Below are 15,345 nucleotides of genomic sequence, written 5' to 3' on the forward strand. Positions count from 1 at the left end.
CCATGACCGCACTTCTCTCGCGCGTGTTCGGCCCCTGGGTGGGCCGTGTCGACAAGCTGACCCTTCGTGCCGACCTGATCGCCGGCATCCTCGGCGCCCTGCTGGTGCTGCCGCAGGGCTTCGCGTTCGCCGCGCTCGCCGGCCTGCCGCCGGAGTACGGCCTGTACACCGCGATCGTGCCGTGCGTGATCGCCGCGCTGTTCGGCTCCAGCCTGCACGTGGTCTCGGGGCCGACCAACGCCAATTCTCTGGCGCTGTTCGCGACGCTGGCGCCGCTCGCCGCGGTCGGCTCGCCGGCGTACATCCAGCTCGCGCTGGCGGTCACCGTGCTGGTCGGCGTGATGCAGTGGCTGATCGGCGTTCTGCGGCTCGGCTCGATCGCCAACTTCATCTCGCCGTCGGCCCTGCGCGGTTTCATGACCGGGGCCGCGGCGCTGATCGCGGTGCATTCGCTGACCGACCTGATGGGCCTGCCGGCCCCCGAAAAACACGGCACCGGCGCGCTGTTCCTCCACATCGGCCAGCACCTCGACAACCTGCGGCCGGGCGCGTTGCTGGTCGGCGCGTTCACGCTCGCCGCCGTGCTGGTGTTGCGCCGCATGCTGCCGAAGTGGCCGTTCATGCTGCTCGGCCTGATCGCGGGCACCGCGCTAGCGGCGCTGCTCAACAGCGTGTCGCCGTGGCCGCAATGGGGCGCGATCGCGGTCGTCGGCAGCATCCCGCCGATCGTGCCGCGCTTCCACTGGCCGGGCGTCGCCCTCAGCAGCATCCCGGAGCTGCTGTCGATCGCGTTCGCGCTGACGATCGTCGCGCTCGGCCAGTCCATCTCGATCGCCAAGGCGGTCGCGGCGCGCTCGGGCCAGGCGATCGATGCGAACCGCGAGTTCCGCGGCCAGGGGCTGTCGAACATCGTCGGCGGCTTCTTCTCGTCCTACGTCTCGTGCGGCTCGCTGAACCGCTCGATGCCGAACCTGGAAGCCGGCGCACGCACGCCGCTGGCGGCGGTGTTCGCGTCGCTTTGGCTGCTGCTGCTGATCGCGTTCACGGCGCCACTGCTCGCGCTGATCCCGATGCCGGCGATCGCCGCGCTGCTGCTGGTGATCGCCTGGTCGCTGTTCGACATCCCGGGCTGGCGGCGCCTGGCGCGGCACAGCCGCCAGGATTTCGCGATCGCGCTGGTGACCGGGCTGGCGACGATGACGATCCGCATCGAGATGGCGATCCTGCTCGGCACGATCCTGTCGCTGGTGACCTACCTCTACCGCACCTCGCGCCCGTTCATGCGCGTGATGGGCTTCGACAGCGTCGAGCCCGAGCGGCCGTTCGTCGTCCGCGCCGACGTGCCGGCGCCGCTGCCCGAGTGCCCGCAGCTGAAGATGATCCGCATGGAAGGCGAGGTCTACTTCGGCGCCGTGCCGTACGTGGCCGACCAGCTGCGCGACCTGCGCGCCGAGCCGGCCAAGCACCTGCTGGTGATGGCCAAGAGCATGAACTTCATCGACGTGCCGGCGGCGGAATTGTGGCGCGACGAGATGACCAAGCGTCGCGCTGCCGGCGGCGACCTGTACTTCCACCGCCCACGCCCGCCGGTGCTCGAACTCTGGCAACGAGTGAACTTCACGACCGAACTCGGCGCCGACCACATCTTCGCCACCAAGCGCATCGCGATCGCGACGATCTTCGACCGGCTCGACCGCGGCATCTGCGCGACCTGCACCGCGCGCGTTTTCGAGGAATGCAAGACGCTGCCGCCGCCGGTCGCGGCCGTCGCCTAGCTGCAGACCCGGTTGCGCCCGGACGCCTTGGCACGGTACAGCGCCTGGTCGACCGCCTCGATCAGCTCGTCCAGGCTCTGGCCGGGTCGGTAGGTCGCCACGCCGACCGAGGCCGTCACCTCGACCACCATGCCGGCGATGTCCATCGCGTCGCGCTCGAGCGAGCGGCGCATCGACTCGGCCTTCTCGTGGACCGCGCCGGCCGACGCGTGCGTCAGCAGGCACATGAACTCCTCGCCACCCCAGCGGCCGAGGAAGTCGGTGGGCCGCAACTGCTCGCGCAGGCGCGCGGACGCCGCGACCAGCACGGCGTCGCCGACGCCGTGGCCATGCCGGTCGTTGATCGCCTTGAAGTAGTCCAGGTCCAGCATGATCAGCCCGAACCTCGACTGGTAGCGCTCGCAGCGTGCGCGCTCGCGCGTCATCTCCTCCATCAGCGCGCGTCGGTTCAGGCACTGGGTCAGCGGGTCCAGCATCGCCAGGCGACGCAGGCGGGCGGTCAACTCGGTCAGCTCGTCGTGGCCGCGCCGCAGTTCGGCCGTCATCTGCGCGTTGACGATGTTGGTGCGGATGACGTTCAAGGTCAGCACGCGGGTCGACCAGCCGTAGATCTGCGTCATCGCGACCAGGGCCGCGCCCGCGAGTGCCAGCTGGGGCGGGAAGCCGTCGAGCAGCGTGGCCCAGGCGACCGGCAGCGCGAACCCGAGGCTGAACATCGCCAGGCAACCGCGGTGGTAGGCCAGGTTGTGCACCGAGATGATCCCGGCGACGGCGATGCACAGGCCCTGCAGCGTCTGGACGTCGAGCCGACCGCTGACGCCCGGCAGCAGCATCACGGCGCCCCAGGAGATGCTGGTCATCAGCAGGCCGAGATGCAGCAGCGCGAGCCAGCGCGCGCGTCGGGCCGGCTGTTCCACCGAGCGCCCGAGCCGGTACGCGATGATGCCGTTGCAGGCCTCGCACAACGCCACCGCGGCAACCCAGATCGCCAGCCGCCGCGGCGACACCACGCCGATCAGCAGCATGGCCTGCAAGCCGTAGCCGATGAACGACGTCGAGGCCGACAGCTGCATGCGCCGCGCGAGCTGGCTGAGCAGCTCGCGTTCGATCCTCTCCGTCGGTGGGGGCTCGGGGGCGTCGGCGACGCCCGGTCGATCGATACTGCGCTGGTTCATCAAGGCGTCTTCCGCGAGACACCGCGCGAGCGGTCGGCGCGGAAGCTGGGCGCCGGACGGGCCGGATGGCGCCGTTCCTCGCCCGAGGCAGTCTGCCACCGCGCGGCTCAATGCCGGGCGGTCGTGGCGCTGCCCGTGTCGGAAGTCACGTCAACCCGCGAAAGTGTCGCGCGATCAGGCCCGCCCGCCGCCCCCGGTGCCACCCCCGGCGCGGCCGCCCCGCGCGCTGCCGCCCGACCGCAGCGGGCCCTGCTTCGGGATCGCCAGATCGACCGGGACGGCCTCGAGGTCGAGCACATCACGAATGAAGGTGCGCAGCGAGACCACCAGCTCGGCGGTCGCGACCGGCCGGCCGCCGGCCATCTCTTCGGCCGCCCGCGCCGCGAGCCGCACCTGCTCGTCCGTGCCGAGCAGGATGATGTCGGACAGCGCGGCCTCGACGGCGTCGCGGATGCGACGCGGGCGGTCGAACGCGTCGGTCGCGTCGAAGGTCGGTTCGAGCGGCGGGGCGTCGGCCGCCTCGGTGCGCGCGCGGCGATCGCGCCGGTGGCTCGGGTCCACGCTCAGTTCGCCGGTGAACGAGCCGCCGAGCACCTTGTAGGCGGTGATCAGCGTCTTCAGCCGCTCGTTGATCTGGCGGTTCTGGCGCTCGCGCCGCATCTGCACGCTCTGCATCACCAGCAGCCGGATGCCGACCGCCACCAGCGAGACGAGGACGATGCCGATCAGCGTCGAGAGCACGCCCTGCCAGGAACTGAAGTCGAATCCGGTGCGCATGCGCGGGCGGCGGGCGCGTCAGCGCTGCGCGCGGTCCTTGGCGTTCTGCGCCTCGATGCGCTCGCGCGCGGCCTGCCAGTCGGCATCGCTCCACTCGCGCAACTCGTAGAAATTGCCGCCGGTGGCGAGCGCATTGCCGCCGTCCATCGCGATGCTCTGGCCGGTGAGCCAGTCGCACTGGCCCGGCGCCATCAGGAAGCTGGCCAGGTTCTGCAACTCGCTCATCTGCCCGGGGCGCGCCATCGGGTTCTTGCGGATGCTGCGCTCGCCGGGCTGCTCGCCCGGGTTCAGGCGCTTGCTCATGCCCTCGGTCGGGATCTCGCCGGGCGCCACCGCGTTCAGGCGGATGCCGTAGCGCGCCCATTCGGTCGCGAGCGACTTGGTCATCACGTCGATGCCGGCCTTGCTCATCGCCGACGGCACCACATACGGGCTGCCGTTCTCGACCCAGGTGACGATGATGCTCATCACGCTGCGCATCGGCTGGCCGCGCTGCCAGCTGCCGTCCTTGGCCTGTGCGACCCAGCGCTTGCCGACCGCCTGCGTCACGTAGAAGCTGCCGTGGAAGACGATGCCCGCGATCGCATCGAACGCGCGCGGCGACAGGCTCTCGGTGGGGGCGATGAAGTTGCCGGCGGCGTTGTTGACCAGCCCGGTCAGCCCGCCGCTGGCGAAGAGGCTCTCGACCATCTCGTCGACCGCCTGCGCGTGGCGGATGTCGACGCCGAAGGTGTCGATCCGGCGCTGCGGGAACTGCGCGCGCCAGGCCGCGGCCGTCTCCTCGCAGACGGCCTGGCGCCGGCCGCAGATCGCGACGTCGGCGCCCAGGCTCAGGAAGCGCTCGGCCATGGCCTGGCCCAGGCCGGTGCCGCCGCCGGTGACCAGGATGCGCTGGCCGGCCATCAAGTCGGGTTGGAACATGCTCGTCTCCTCGGTTGTTCCGGGCGGGCGCGCCCGGGCGTCGCCTGATCGCCGATTCTCCGCTGCCCGGCCGGCTTCCCCGCGCGGGGCAGGCAAATCCAAGGTCTGTTACCGTCCGCCCCAAGAAAGTTCTGAGGAGATGCCGCATGAGCGGTTTTGACCAACGCCTGCGGGAATTGCCGGATTCACGCCTGGGCGCGATGAGCCGCGGGGTGGAGAAGGAGAGCCTGCGCGCGCTGCCCGACGGCAGCCTGGCAGCGACGCCGCACCCGGCCGCGCTCGGATCGGCGCTGACCCACCCGCACATCACCACCGATTTCAGCGAGTCGCAACTCGAGTTCGTCACCGGCGTGCACCCGAGCGCGCAGGCCTGCGTGGACGAGCTGACGCAGATCCACCAGTTCAGCTACCGCGCGCTGCGCCAGCTCGGCGACGAGATGCTGTGGGTCTCGAGCATGCCCTGCGGGCTGCCGACCGACGAGACCATCCCGATCGGACGCTACGGTTCGTCGAACGTCGGACGCGCGAAAAGCGTCTACCGCATGGGCCTGGGCCACCGGTACGGCCGGCGCATGCAGACGATCTCGGGCATCCACTACAACTGGTCGATGCCGGGCATCACGACCGACGAGTACTTCGGGCTGATCCGCAACTTCCGACGCGAGTCGTTCCTGCTGCTGTACCTGTTCGGTGCGTCGCCGGCGCTGTGCTCGAGCTTCGTCGCCGGGCGCGAGCACGAGCTGCAGCCGATCGGCAGCGGCAGCCTGCACATGCCGCACGGCACCTCGCTGCGCATGGGCCGGCTGGGTTACCAGAGCGATGCGCAGTCGACGCTCTCGGTCAGCTACAACAGCCTGGAGAGCTACGCGGCCTCGCTGCAGGTGGCGCTGACCAAGCCGTACCCGGCCTACGAGAAGGTCGGCATCCGCAACCCGGGAGGCGATTACAACCAGCTCGCCACCAGCCTGCTGCAGATCGAGAACGAGTTCTACGGGACGATCCGGCCGAAGCGCGTGATCTTCCCGGGCGAGCGCCCGCTGCACGCGTTGCGCGAGCGCGGCGTCGAGTACGTGGAGGTGCGCTGCATGGACCTCGACCCGTTCGTGCCGGTCGGCATCGATTCGCCGACGATGCGCTTCCTCGACATGTTCCTGCTGCACTGCCTGCTGGCGGACAGCCCCCCCGACACGCCGGAGGAGATCGCCGCGCTGGCGCGCAACCAGCAGCGCGTCGCCGCGCGCGGCCGCGAACCCGGCCTGCGCCTGGAACGCGGCGATGCAGCGGTGACGTTGACGGAATGGGGCGGCGACATCCTTGCCGCGCTGGCGCCGGTCGCGCTGCGCCTGGACGGGTTGCACCGCGGCACCGGCTATCGCGACGCGCTGGCCACGGCCAGCGAGACGCTGCGCAACCCCGACACCGCGCCGTCGGCGCGCGTGCTCGCGGCCATGGCGCGCGACTTCGACAGTTCCTATCTCGCCTTCACACGGGCGCAGTCGCTGCAGACCCGCAACGCGCTGCTCGCGCTGCCTTTCGGCGACGACGTGCAGGCCCGCTTTGCCGCCGAATCGAAAGCCTCGGTCGAGGAGCAGAAGCGCATCGAGGCCAACGACAGCCTGCCGTTCGAGATCTACCGCCAGCAGTACCTGTCGCCGGAGCGGCTGGGCGTGCCGGGCAAGCGCAGCCCGGCACTGGCCTGACCGTCAGCGCGCGCGCGCGGGGGCCGGCGTCAGCGCGCCGGCTGGCTCGGGCGAGCGGCCGATCAGCCATGCGCACAGGGCCGAGACGAGTCCGGCGAAGACCACGTACATGCACAGCTGCCACGGCTCGCCGCCGCCCGACTTGATCAGCGCGGTGGCGATGATCGGCGTGATGCCGGACGCGAAGATGCCCGAGAACTGGTAGACGAACGAGATGCCGGTGTAGCGCACCTTGGCGTCGAACAGGTCGCAGAACAGCGCGGCCTCGGGGCCGTACACGGCGGCGTAGAGGATGCCCAGCGGCACGATGATCGCGAGCCAGATCATCAGCGTGCTGCCGCCCGAGTTCGTCATCATCCAGAAGCCGGGAAAGGCTGACAGCGCGGTGATGATCGAGCCCCACATGTAGACCTTGGGGCGGCCGATGCGGTCGGACAGCCGGCCGAAGAACGGGATCGTGAAGCACATCACCACCGCCGCGGCCATCACGCCGAGCAGCGCCTCGGTGCGGCTGATCTTGATGGTGCTGGTCAGGTAGTTGATCGAGAAAACGCCGAAGACGTTGAAGAACACGCCGTCGATGTAGCGCGCGCCCATGCCCTTGAGCACGTTGCCCGGGTAGCGCTTGATCATGTCGATGAACGGGATGCGCAGCTCGGCGTTGCGTGCCTTCACCGCGGCGAACTCCGGCGTCTCCTGGATCGTCAGGCGGATGTACATGCCCACGATCACCATCACGCCCGACAGCAGGAACGCGACGCGCCAGCCCCAGGACATGAACTGCGCGTCGGTCAGCAGCGACGACAGCAGCGCGACCACGCCCGAGGCCATGCACAGGCCGATCGCCAGGCCGATCTGCGGCAGCGAGGCGTAGAAGCCGCGCTTGTTCTTCGGCGCGTACTCGTAGGCCATCAGCACCGCGCCGCCCCATTCGCCGCCCAGGCCGATGCCCTGCAGCACCCGCAGCAGGAGCAACAGCAGCGGCGCCCCGATGCCGATCTGCGCGTAAGTCGGCACCAGGCCGATCAGGAAGGTCGCGATGCCCATGATCATCAGCGTGATCACCAGCATGCTCTTGCGCCCGATCTTGTCGCCGAAGTGGCCGAAGATCACGCCGCCGAGCGGCCGCGTCACGAAGCCGACCGCGAAGGTCGTGTAGGCCAGCATCGTCGCGACCACCGGGTCGCTGCCGGGGAAGTACAGCTTGTTGAACACGATGCCGGCGACCACGCCGTACAGGAAGAAGTCGTACCACTCGATGCTCGCGCCCACGAGCGCCGAGATGACGACCTTGCGGACCGCCTTCTCGTCCGGTGTGCTGACTACAGTGCTCATTGCGTTGTCTCCGTTGTGTCGGCCACTCGGGGCCGTGGGGTTTCCGTCCTCGTCGAAATCGTTCGCGCGTCGGCGCGGATCATGTCGGCGGCCTTCTCGGCGACCATGACCGCCGGCGCGTTGGTGTTGCCCGAGACCAGCGTGGGCATCACCGAGCAGTCGACGACCCGCAGCCCGGTCGTGCCGATCACGCGCAGGCGCGCGTCGACCACCGCGAGCGGGTCGCTGCCCATGCGGCAGGTGCCGGTCGGATGGAAGATCGTCGCGCCGTTGTTGCGGCAGAACTCGAGCAGGTCGGCGTCGTTCGTCGCGTCCGGGCCGGGCTTGACCTCGCGCTTGACGTAGGGCTTCATCGCCGCGGACGCCGCGATCGCGCGGGCCGCCTTCATGCCGGCCACCGCGGTGCGGCGGTCGAGCTCGGTCGAGAGGTAGTTCGGCTGCATCTCGGGCGGCTCGAACGGGTCGGTGCTGCGGATGCGCAGGTGGCCGCGCGATTCGGGCCGCAGCTGGCAGATCGACATCGTGAAGCCCGAGTACGGGTGCACCTTGCCGCCGGCCATGTCGGCCGACAGCGTCGCGACGTGGAACTGGATGTCGGGCGTGGCCGCCTCGGGCCGGCCGTCCGCGTCCTTCAGCGCGCGCATGAAGCAGCCGCCCTGGTTGATGCCGATCGCCAGCGGGCCGCTGCGGAACAGCAGCCACTGCAGGCCGATCTTCATCTGCCCGGCGATCGAGTTGAGCTGGTCGTTGGTGGTGATGGGCTTGGTGCACTCGTAGCTCAGGCGGATCTGCAGGTGATCCTGCAGGTTCTCGCCGACGCCGGGCGAATCGACGACCACCGGCACGCCGTGCTTCTGGAGCAGCGCGCGCGGGCCGATGCCCGACAGCTGCAGCAACTGCGGCGACTGGATCGAGCCGGCGGCGAGCAGCACCTCCGCCGTGCAGCGCGCCTCCTTCATCACGCCGCCCTGCCGGTAGCGCACGCCGACCGCGCGGGTGCCGTCCATGATCAGGCCGGCCGCGAACGCCTCGGTCTCGATGCGCAGGTTCGGGCGCCCGCGCGCCGGGTCGATGTAGGCCTTGGCGGTGCTGCAGCGCCAGCCCTTGTGGGTGGTCAGCTGGTAGTAGCCGGCACCTTCCTGCGCGGCACCGTTGAAGTCGTCGGTGCGCGGCACGCCGATCTGCTGGGCACCGCCGATGAACGCTTCGATCAGCTCGTGCTTCGCGCCGATGTCCGAGACCTTCAGCGGCCCGTCGCCGCCGTGCAGCGGGATCGCGCCGCGCTGGTTGCCCTCGGACTTGACGAAGTACGGCAGCACGTCGTCATAGCCCCAGCCGGTGTTGCCGAGCGCGGCCCAGTGGTCGTAGTCCTCGCGCTGGCCGCGGATGTAGATCAGGCCGTTGATCGAGCTCGAGCCGCCCAGCGTCTTGCCGCGCGGCCAGTAGATGCGCCGGCCATTCATGTTCGGGTCGGGGTCGGTGCTGAAGCGCCAGTTGTACTTGTCGCTCCACATCGTCTTGCCATAGCCGATCGGCAGGTGGATCCACAGCGAGCGGTCGGCCGGCCCGGCTTCGAGCAGCAGCACGCGGGTGGCAGGGTCTTCGCTCAGGCGCGCCGCCAGCACGCAGCCGGAAGAGCCGGCACCGACGACGATGTAATCGAAATCTTCGCTCATGGGGCAGAGGAGTGGAACAATGCGATCCGCTTTCCGGCTCGCGACGCTGGATCGTAGGTTCTATGTTTTCGGAACGCAATGTTCCATTTTTATCGTTTACCCGAATGAGCAAAGCGCCGCCGAGTCCGTCCACCGAGATCGATGCCGAGCCGACCACCGGCTCGTCGGCCGAGCGCAGCCTGCGGCTGCTGTCGCTGCTGGCCAACGAAGGGCGGGCGCTGTCGCTGGCCGACCTCGCGGCGCGCCTGGCGCTGCCGAAGGGCACCGCGCACCGCATCTGCACCCAGCTGCTGGCCTCCGGATTCCTGGCGCGCGATGTCGACGAGCGATCGTTCATCGTCGGCCCGGCGCTGCGCCAGCTCGCGTTCGACACGCTGAATCACGGTGTGGTGCGCGGCCTGCGCCACGAGGTGCTGTCCGAACTGGTCGCCAGGGTCGGCGAGACCTGCAACTTCACGACGCTCGACGGCGCGCAGGTGCTCTACCTCGACCGGGTCGAGGCGCAGTGGCCGCTGCGGCTGACGCTGGACGTCGGCGCGCACGTGCCGCTGCACTGCACCGCGAGCGGCAAGCTGTTCCTCGCGCAGATGCCGCAGGCGGCGCGCGACGCGCTGATCGCGCAGCTGCCGCTGCCACGCATGACGCGCAACACCATCGTCTCGGCCAAGGGCCTGCGCGCCGAGTGCGAGCGCATCGCCGAGCAGGGCTACGCCTGCGACCGCGAGGAGTTCATCGCCGGGCTGGTGGCGGTGGCAGTGCCGGTGCAAGGTGCCGACGGCACCAGCCGCGCGGCCATCGCGGTGCACGGGCCGGTGGCGCGCCTGGCGCTCGACGAGGCGGTCGCGCAGCTGCCGGCGCTGCAGGCGGCGGCGGCGCGGATGCGCGCGCTGCTGTAGGGACGATTCAGCTCGTGAAGCTGCGCAGCGCGTGCAGCAGCGCCGGCCAGTCGGTCAGCGCGACGAACGCGACGCCGGCGAACGCACCCGCCAGATGCGCGTCGTGGTTGACGCGGCCGCGCGCCTGCCGGGCCGCATACCAGCTGTACGCGACGTAGCACAGCGCAAAAAGCGGCGCGGGGATCGGCACCGGGATCGGCAGGATGAAGATCGAGCTGGCCGGGTGGTAGACGATCGACGCGAACAGCACTGCGAGGATCGCGCCCGACGCGCCCAGGCTGCGGTACTCGGGATCGTGGCGGTGCTTCAGCCAGGTGCCCGCGTCGCTGACGAACAGACCGAACAAATACAGCGCGAGGAACGCCGGCGTGCCGATCGTGCGCTCCAGCCCGAAGCCGAAGGCCCAGAACGTGAACGCGTTGAACAGCAGGTGCGTCATGTCCGCGTGCAGGAAGCCGCTGGTGACCAGCGTGTGCCACTGCCGGCGCGGCAGCAGCCAGTACGGGCGGAACAGATTCCGCTCGATCAGCGCCGGCGAGCGGTAGAGGCCGAACAGGCTCGCGGCCACCATCGCCGCGAGAATCGCCGCGGCGCCGGGCGTGTCGTTCAACAGTGATGGGAGGTCGTTCATCTGGGGCACATTAGACGGTTCCGCTCACCGCGAATCGAGAACCCGACCATGTGGATACTCACCGAGGCGCCGCGAGGCAGCAATTTCTACGAAGCCGCATCGACGACCGGCAACAAGGCCCTGATCTCCGACACCTGCGACACCGTGATCTACGCGCGCTCGCAGGGTGCCGACAGCTTCCGCATCGTCGCACAGCGGGGGCGGGAGACCTTCTTCCTCGGCGCCACGCCGGTGCGCGGCGTCGAGGTCGACATCAATGCGCAGTTGCTCGAGGTGGCCCGGCAACTGGGCGCGGTCGTGATTTGATCGGCGCCCGGCCGCTCAGCCGTTCGCAATCCGGCTGACCAGCGCCTTCGTGAACGCGGCGGTGCCCGCCGTGCCGCCCAGGTCGCCGGTGCGCACCTTGTCCAGGTTCAGCGTCTCGTCGAGCGCGCGGCGCAGCCGCGTGGCCAGCTCCGGCCGCTTCACGTGGTCGAGCATCAGCGCGGCCGCCAGCATGATCGCGGTCGGGTTCGCGATGCCTTTGCCGGCGATGTCGGGCGCCGAACCGTGCACGGCCTCGAAGATCGCCGCGTCGGCGCCGATGTTCGCGCCCGGGGCCATGCCCAGCCCGCCGACCAGGCCGGCCACCAGGTCGGACAGGATGTCGCCGAACAGGTTGGTCGTGACCAGCATGTCGAACTGCCACGGGTTCAGCACCAGCTTCATCGCACAGGCGTCGATGATCACGGTGTCGAGCACGAACCGGCCCTTGTATTTGCGTTCGTAGAGCTCCAGGCCGGTCTCGAGGAAGATGCCGGTCAGCGCCTTCATGATGTTGGCCTTGTGCACGATCGTGACCTTCTTGCGGCCGGTTGCGACCGCGGTCTCGAACGCGTACTCCAGCAGGCGACGGCTGCCGGCCCGGGTGTTGATGCCGGTGGCCATCGCCACCGCATGCGGGTCGTCGTCGATCTGCACGTAATGCTCGTGACCGATGTACAGGCCCTCGAGGTTCTCGCGCACCACCACCAGGTCGATGTTGTCGAATCGGCCGCCTGGGATGAGTGTGCGCGCCGGGCGCAGGTTGGCGTAGAGCTTGAACTCCTCGCGTAGGCGCACGTTCGACGAGCGGTAGCCACCGCCGGACGGCGTCTCCAGCGGTCCCTTGAGCGCCAGGCGGGTGCGGCGGATGCTGTCGAGCGTCGCTTGAGGCAGCGGGTCGCCGCTGGTCTGAACGCCGCCCAGGCCGGCGATCTGGCGGTCCCATTCGAACGGGGCCTTCAGCGCGTCGAGCGCGGCCAGCGTGGCGTCGACGATCTCGGGCCCGATGCCGTCGCCGGGGATCAGGGTGGCTGCAATGGTGGTGCTCATCGTCGGTTCTCTTCCGGTGCGGGGGACGGTCGGACCAAGCATACGCCGGGCCCGCTGCGCGACCGCGCGCTCAGGGCCGGGTGAACAGCAGCACCGAGTTCGTGCCGCCGAAGGCGAACGAGTTGGTGATGGCCGAGTTCAGGTGCGGCGCCATCGTGCCGGGCTCGCGCACCAGGTTCAGCGGGCAGTCGGGATCGGCGCTGGCGCCATGGGCGTTGGGCGGCAGGGCGCGCCGGTGAAGTGCGAGCACGGTGACCACCGCCTCGAGCGCGCCGGCGGCGCCGAGCAGGTGGCCGTGCAGCGCCTTGGTGGAGCTGACCTGGAGCGTGTCGAGCGCGTCGCCCCAGACCGTCGCGAGCGCCTCGCGCTCGACCGCGTCGCCGATGCGCGTGGCGGTGCCGTGGGCGTTGCAGTAGCCGACATCGCGCGGCTGCAGGCCGGCGCGGCGCAGCGCGGCGCGCAGTGCGCGGGCCTGGCCGGGGGCGTCGGGCTTGGTCAGGTGGGTCGCGTCGCAGCTCAGGCCCCAACCGGCGAGTTGGGCGTAGCTGCGCGCACCGCGGCGCCGTGCATGCGCGGCAGATTCGAGCACCAGGAACGCCGCCCCTTCGCCGAGCGCGAAGCCGCTGCGATCGGCGGCGAACGGGCGAACCGCCGTGGCGGCGCCGCCCGGTTCGAAGGTCGCGAGCGTCTGCATCGCCTGCCAGGCCAGCACCACGCCGGGCACGATCAGCGCCTCGCTGCCGCCGGCGATCGCCAGGTCCACGTCGCCGCGTTCCACCGCGGCGGCTGCCTCGGCGATCGCGACCGCCGAGGACGCGCACGCGACCGAGTAGGTCAGCACGGGGCCTTGCACGCGCTGGCGCATCGCGACGTGCGCGGCCGGCGCGTTCGGCATGAACGCCGGGATCGTCAGTGGCGGCACGCGGCCGCCGCCGCCGCGGTAGCCGGCTTCGAGCGCCGCGGCCCCGCCCATGCCGCAGCCGACATACAGGCCGATCCGTTCCGGGTCGACCGCCTCACCGGCGGTGCTGGCCGCGAAGCCGGCATCGCGCACCGCGAGGTCGGCCGCCGCGACGGCGAGCTGGCTGACGCGGTCGACGCCGGCCAGCTGCAGCTTGGTGAACCAGCGCATCGCGTCGAAGGGCGCCACGGCGGCCGCCGCGGGCTTGGGCAACTCCGGGAGGATTGGCGCGATCGCCGAGTGGCCGTGCCAGAGCGCGTCGAACAGGGTGGCCAGTTCGTCGCCGTGCGGCGAGACCGCGCCCAGCCCGGTGACGACGATCCCGGCGCTCACGCCGCCTGCTTTTCCCGGATCTTGTCGACCGCCGCGGCCAGGTCGGCCAGCGTGTCGATGCTCGAATCCTCGTCCGACATCGAGATGCCGAAGTGGTCCTCGATCGCGAACAGCAGTTCGACCAGCGCCAGCGAATCGACGCCTTTCTCGCGCATCGAGGCGTGCGGGTCGAGCTCGGCGGCGTCGAGGCCGAATTTTTCCTGGATCAGGACCTGAAGTTCTTTCAGAGAGCTCATGAGGCGGCATCCGTCGGCATGCGCTCGATGATATCCGCACGAATTCGCGCGAAATCGCCCGCCGGCCGCCAACGCAGCGACGGCCCGACGAACGCCAGCCCGAGCGCGGCGCCGGCGAGCACGTCCAGCACCACGTGCTGCTTGACGGCGAGGGTCGACCACGCGATCGCCGCGAACCAGGCGATGTTCAGCGCCCGCAGCGTCCGCGGGGCGCCGGCGCCACGCAGCACGTGCTCGATGCGCGCCGCGGTGAAGATCGCGATCGCGACGTGCATCGACGGGCAGGCGTTGCCCGACGCGTCGACGCCCTGCAGCATCCGGAAGCCGGCGTAGCCCGAGACGTCGAAGGTGAGCGGCGGCACCGCGGTCGGCCAGGCGTAGAAGATGCCCAGGCCGGTCAGGCACAGCGCGGCGGCCCACAGGCCGTAGACCACCAGTTCGCGGAAGGTCAGCTGCAGCCCCGGCGCGACGCCGACGTACAGCCACAGCGACAGGTAGGCGCCCAGCGTCCAGGGCTGGAACGGGATCCAGTGGTCGAGTGCGGTGAGCGGCATCACCACGACCTCGTGCGCCGGGTAGCGCAGCAGGTGGAAGTAGCCGAGGAAGAACACCCAGGTGAACGCGGTCGTGCCGAACAGCTTGAGCAGGAAGTGGCGGCGCATGCGCTGCCCGATCTCGGTGGTCCAATTCGGCGGGGGCGGGCGCATCATGAGCCCGACTGTCCCACGAGTTCGACCAGCGCGCGCAGGACGCTGATCGCCGCGATCAGCATCAGCAGGTTCAGCACGTGGCGGCGGAACTGCGCCGGCGACACGCCGACGAACGAGCGCTGGCCGGCCCAGATGCCGGCCAGCATCGCCGGCGCGAGCCACAACGCCCAGCGCAGCGTGTCGGCGCCGAGCAGCGCGGTCGGCGCCTCGGTGCCGAGGGAGACCAGCGCCGAGCAGGCGAGCGCGTACAGGTCGGTGAACAGGAAGAGGGCGATCAGTGTCGCGCGCATGACGGCCGGCGCGATCTGCGAGGTGCTCAGCATCACCGCGACCGCGATGCCGCCGATCGCCGCGACGCCGTTGACGAAACCCGACGCCATGCCCACGCCGAGCCGCACCGGCCTGCTCGGCGCCAGCGCGAGGCTGAAGCCGCTGCGCAGCAGCACCGCCGCGAGCAAGAGCAGCGCGCCGATCAGCAAGCGCAGCGGCGTCTCGGGCAGCCACGCCAGCAGCAGGATGCCCAGCGGCAGGCACAGCACGTTGCCCGCGATCAGCCAGCTCAGCCAGTGCCAGTCGATGTCGCGGGCGGCGCTGCGCAGCAGGCTGATGCTGGCCAGCACCTCCAGCACGAAGATGGCGGGCACGACCTGGGCCGGCGACACGATCAGCGCAAGCCCGGCCACGCTGAGCGCCGAGAAACCGAAACCCGCGAACCCGCGCACGATGCCCGCGCCGAACACGATCGCGAGGCTGGCGGCCATCAGCAGCGGGGACAGGGGAGCGGACAGCCACGACATCGGCCTGCACTGTGCCACGCTTTCGCGGCGGATAAACTCGCGCGCCATGAACAGGCCGCTGCGTGACTC

The 15,345-nt window shown here is 70.3% G+C and carries 15 protein-coding genes; 4 read left to right on the top strand and 11 right to left on the bottom strand.

Going from position 1 to position 15,345, the window contains the following annotated elements; genetic code table 11:
• The first annotated feature begins 2 nt into the window (after positions 1-2).
• A complete protein-coding gene (locus ACWH49_RS18625; protein WP_448172821.1) occupies positions 3-1,775 on the top strand; it encodes a SulP family inorganic anion transporter in 1,773 nt (590 codons plus the stop codon).
• On the opposite strand, the gene ACWH49_RS18630 is transcribed toward ACWH49_RS18625, so the two are convergent.
• The 3 genes from ACWH49_RS18630 to ACWH49_RS18640 form a co-directional block, all read right to left on the bottom strand.
• Positions 1,772-2,950 carry a GGDEF domain-containing protein gene (locus ACWH49_RS18630; RefSeq protein ID WP_448172822.1) on the bottom strand — a complete coding sequence of 393 codons (1,179 nt, stop codon included), beginning with the start codon at positions 2,948-2,950 and terminating at the stop codon, positions 1,772-1,774. The two genes, ACWH49_RS18625 and ACWH49_RS18630, sit on opposite strands and share 4 nt — an antisense overlap.
• A gap of 174 nt (positions 2,951-3,124) precedes the next feature.
• Positions 3,125-3,727: a hypothetical protein gene (locus tag ACWH49_RS18635; protein WP_448172823.1), complete on the bottom strand. Its 603-nt coding sequence runs from the start codon at positions 3,725-3,727 to the stop codon at positions 3,125-3,127.
• 18 nt (positions 3,728-3,745) lie between these two features.
• Positions 3,746-4,648 (bottom strand): SDR family oxidoreductase, encoded by a 903-nt coding sequence (locus ACWH49_RS18640; RefSeq protein WP_448172824.1) that lies wholly within the window; start codon positions 4,646-4,648, stop codon positions 3,746-3,748.
• 146 nt (positions 4,649-4,794) lie between these two features.
• On the opposite strand from ACWH49_RS18640, the gene gshA reads away from it, so the two are divergent.
• Positions 4,795-6,348 (top strand): glutamate--cysteine ligase, encoded by a 1,554-nt coding sequence (gene gshA, locus ACWH49_RS18645; protein WP_448172825.1) that lies wholly within the window; start codon positions 4,795-4,797, stop codon positions 6,346-6,348.
• A gap of 3 nt (positions 6,349-6,351) precedes the next feature.
• On the opposite strand, the gene ACWH49_RS18650 is transcribed toward gshA, so the two are convergent.
• On the bottom strand, positions 6,352-7,683 hold the full coding sequence (locus ACWH49_RS18650; protein ID WP_056467474.1) for an MFS transporter: 1,332 nt from the start codon (positions 7,681-7,683) through the stop codon (positions 6,352-6,354).
• Entirely contained in the window at positions 7,680-9,359 is a 1,680-nt protein-coding gene (locus ACWH49_RS18655; RefSeq protein WP_448172826.1) for a GMC family oxidoreductase, read from the bottom strand. Before ACWH49_RS18655 ends, ACWH49_RS18650 begins: the two co-directional genes overlap by 4 nt.
• 104 nt (positions 9,360-9,463) lie before the next feature.
• Between ACWH49_RS18655 and ACWH49_RS18660 the strand changes: the two genes are divergently transcribed.
• A complete protein-coding gene (locus ACWH49_RS18660) occupies positions 9,464-10,255 on the top strand; it encodes an IclR family transcriptional regulator (protein WP_448172827.1) in 792 nt (263 codons plus the stop codon).
• A gap of 7 nt (positions 10,256-10,262) precedes the next feature.
• On the opposite strand, the gene ACWH49_RS18665 is transcribed toward ACWH49_RS18660, so the two are convergent.
• Entirely contained in the window at positions 10,263-10,886 is a 624-nt protein-coding gene (locus ACWH49_RS18665; protein WP_448172828.1) for a rhomboid family intramembrane serine protease, read from the bottom strand.
• Between the two features lie 48 nt (positions 10,887-10,934).
• Here ACWH49_RS18665 and ACWH49_RS18670 point away from each other — a divergent pair, with 48 nt between their 5' ends.
• The gene (locus ACWH49_RS18670; protein WP_056467486.1) at positions 10,935-11,192 is read left to right on the top strand and encodes a hypothetical protein; all 258 of its coding nucleotides are present in this window, start codon (positions 10,935-10,937) and stop codon (positions 11,190-11,192) included.
• Between the two features lie 15 nt (positions 11,193-11,207).
• Here the strand turns inward: ACWH49_RS18670 and ACWH49_RS18675 are convergent, their stop codons facing one another.
• The 5 genes from ACWH49_RS18675 to ACWH49_RS18695 all read right to left on the bottom strand — a co-directional run bounded on the left by ACWH49_RS18675 (position 11,208) and on the right by ACWH49_RS18695 (position 15,276).
• Positions 11,208-12,239, bottom strand: coding sequence for an isocitrate/isopropylmalate dehydrogenase family protein (locus tag ACWH49_RS18675; protein WP_056467489.1), 1,032 nt, complete (start codon positions 12,237-12,239; stop codon positions 11,208-11,210).
• A gap of 70 nt (positions 12,240-12,309) precedes the next feature.
• Positions 12,310-13,533, bottom strand: a complete 1,224-nt coding sequence (locus ACWH49_RS18680) for a beta-ketoacyl-[acyl-carrier-protein] synthase family protein (protein ID WP_448172829.1) — start codon at positions 13,531-13,533, stop codon at positions 12,310-12,312.
• On the bottom strand, positions 13,530-13,769 hold the full coding sequence (locus ACWH49_RS18685; RefSeq protein WP_448172830.1) for an acyl carrier protein: 240 nt from the start codon (positions 13,767-13,769) through the stop codon (positions 13,530-13,532). Before ACWH49_RS18685 ends, ACWH49_RS18680 begins: the two co-directional genes overlap by 4 nt.
• A complete protein-coding gene (locus tag ACWH49_RS18690; protein ID WP_448172831.1) occupies positions 13,766-14,479 on the bottom strand; it encodes a phosphatase PAP2 family protein in 714 nt (237 codons plus the stop codon). Before ACWH49_RS18690 ends, ACWH49_RS18685 begins: the two co-directional genes overlap by 4 nt.
• The gene (locus ACWH49_RS18695) at positions 14,476-15,276 is read right to left on the bottom strand and encodes a TSUP family transporter (RefSeq protein ID WP_448172832.1); all 801 of its coding nucleotides are present in this window, start codon (positions 15,274-15,276) and stop codon (positions 14,476-14,478) included. The genes ACWH49_RS18690 and ACWH49_RS18695 overlap by 4 nt, the downstream gene beginning before the upstream one ends.
• Between the last annotated feature and the right edge of the window lie 69 nt (positions 15,277-15,345).

This window comes from Rhizobacter fulvus (assembly GCF_964020785.1).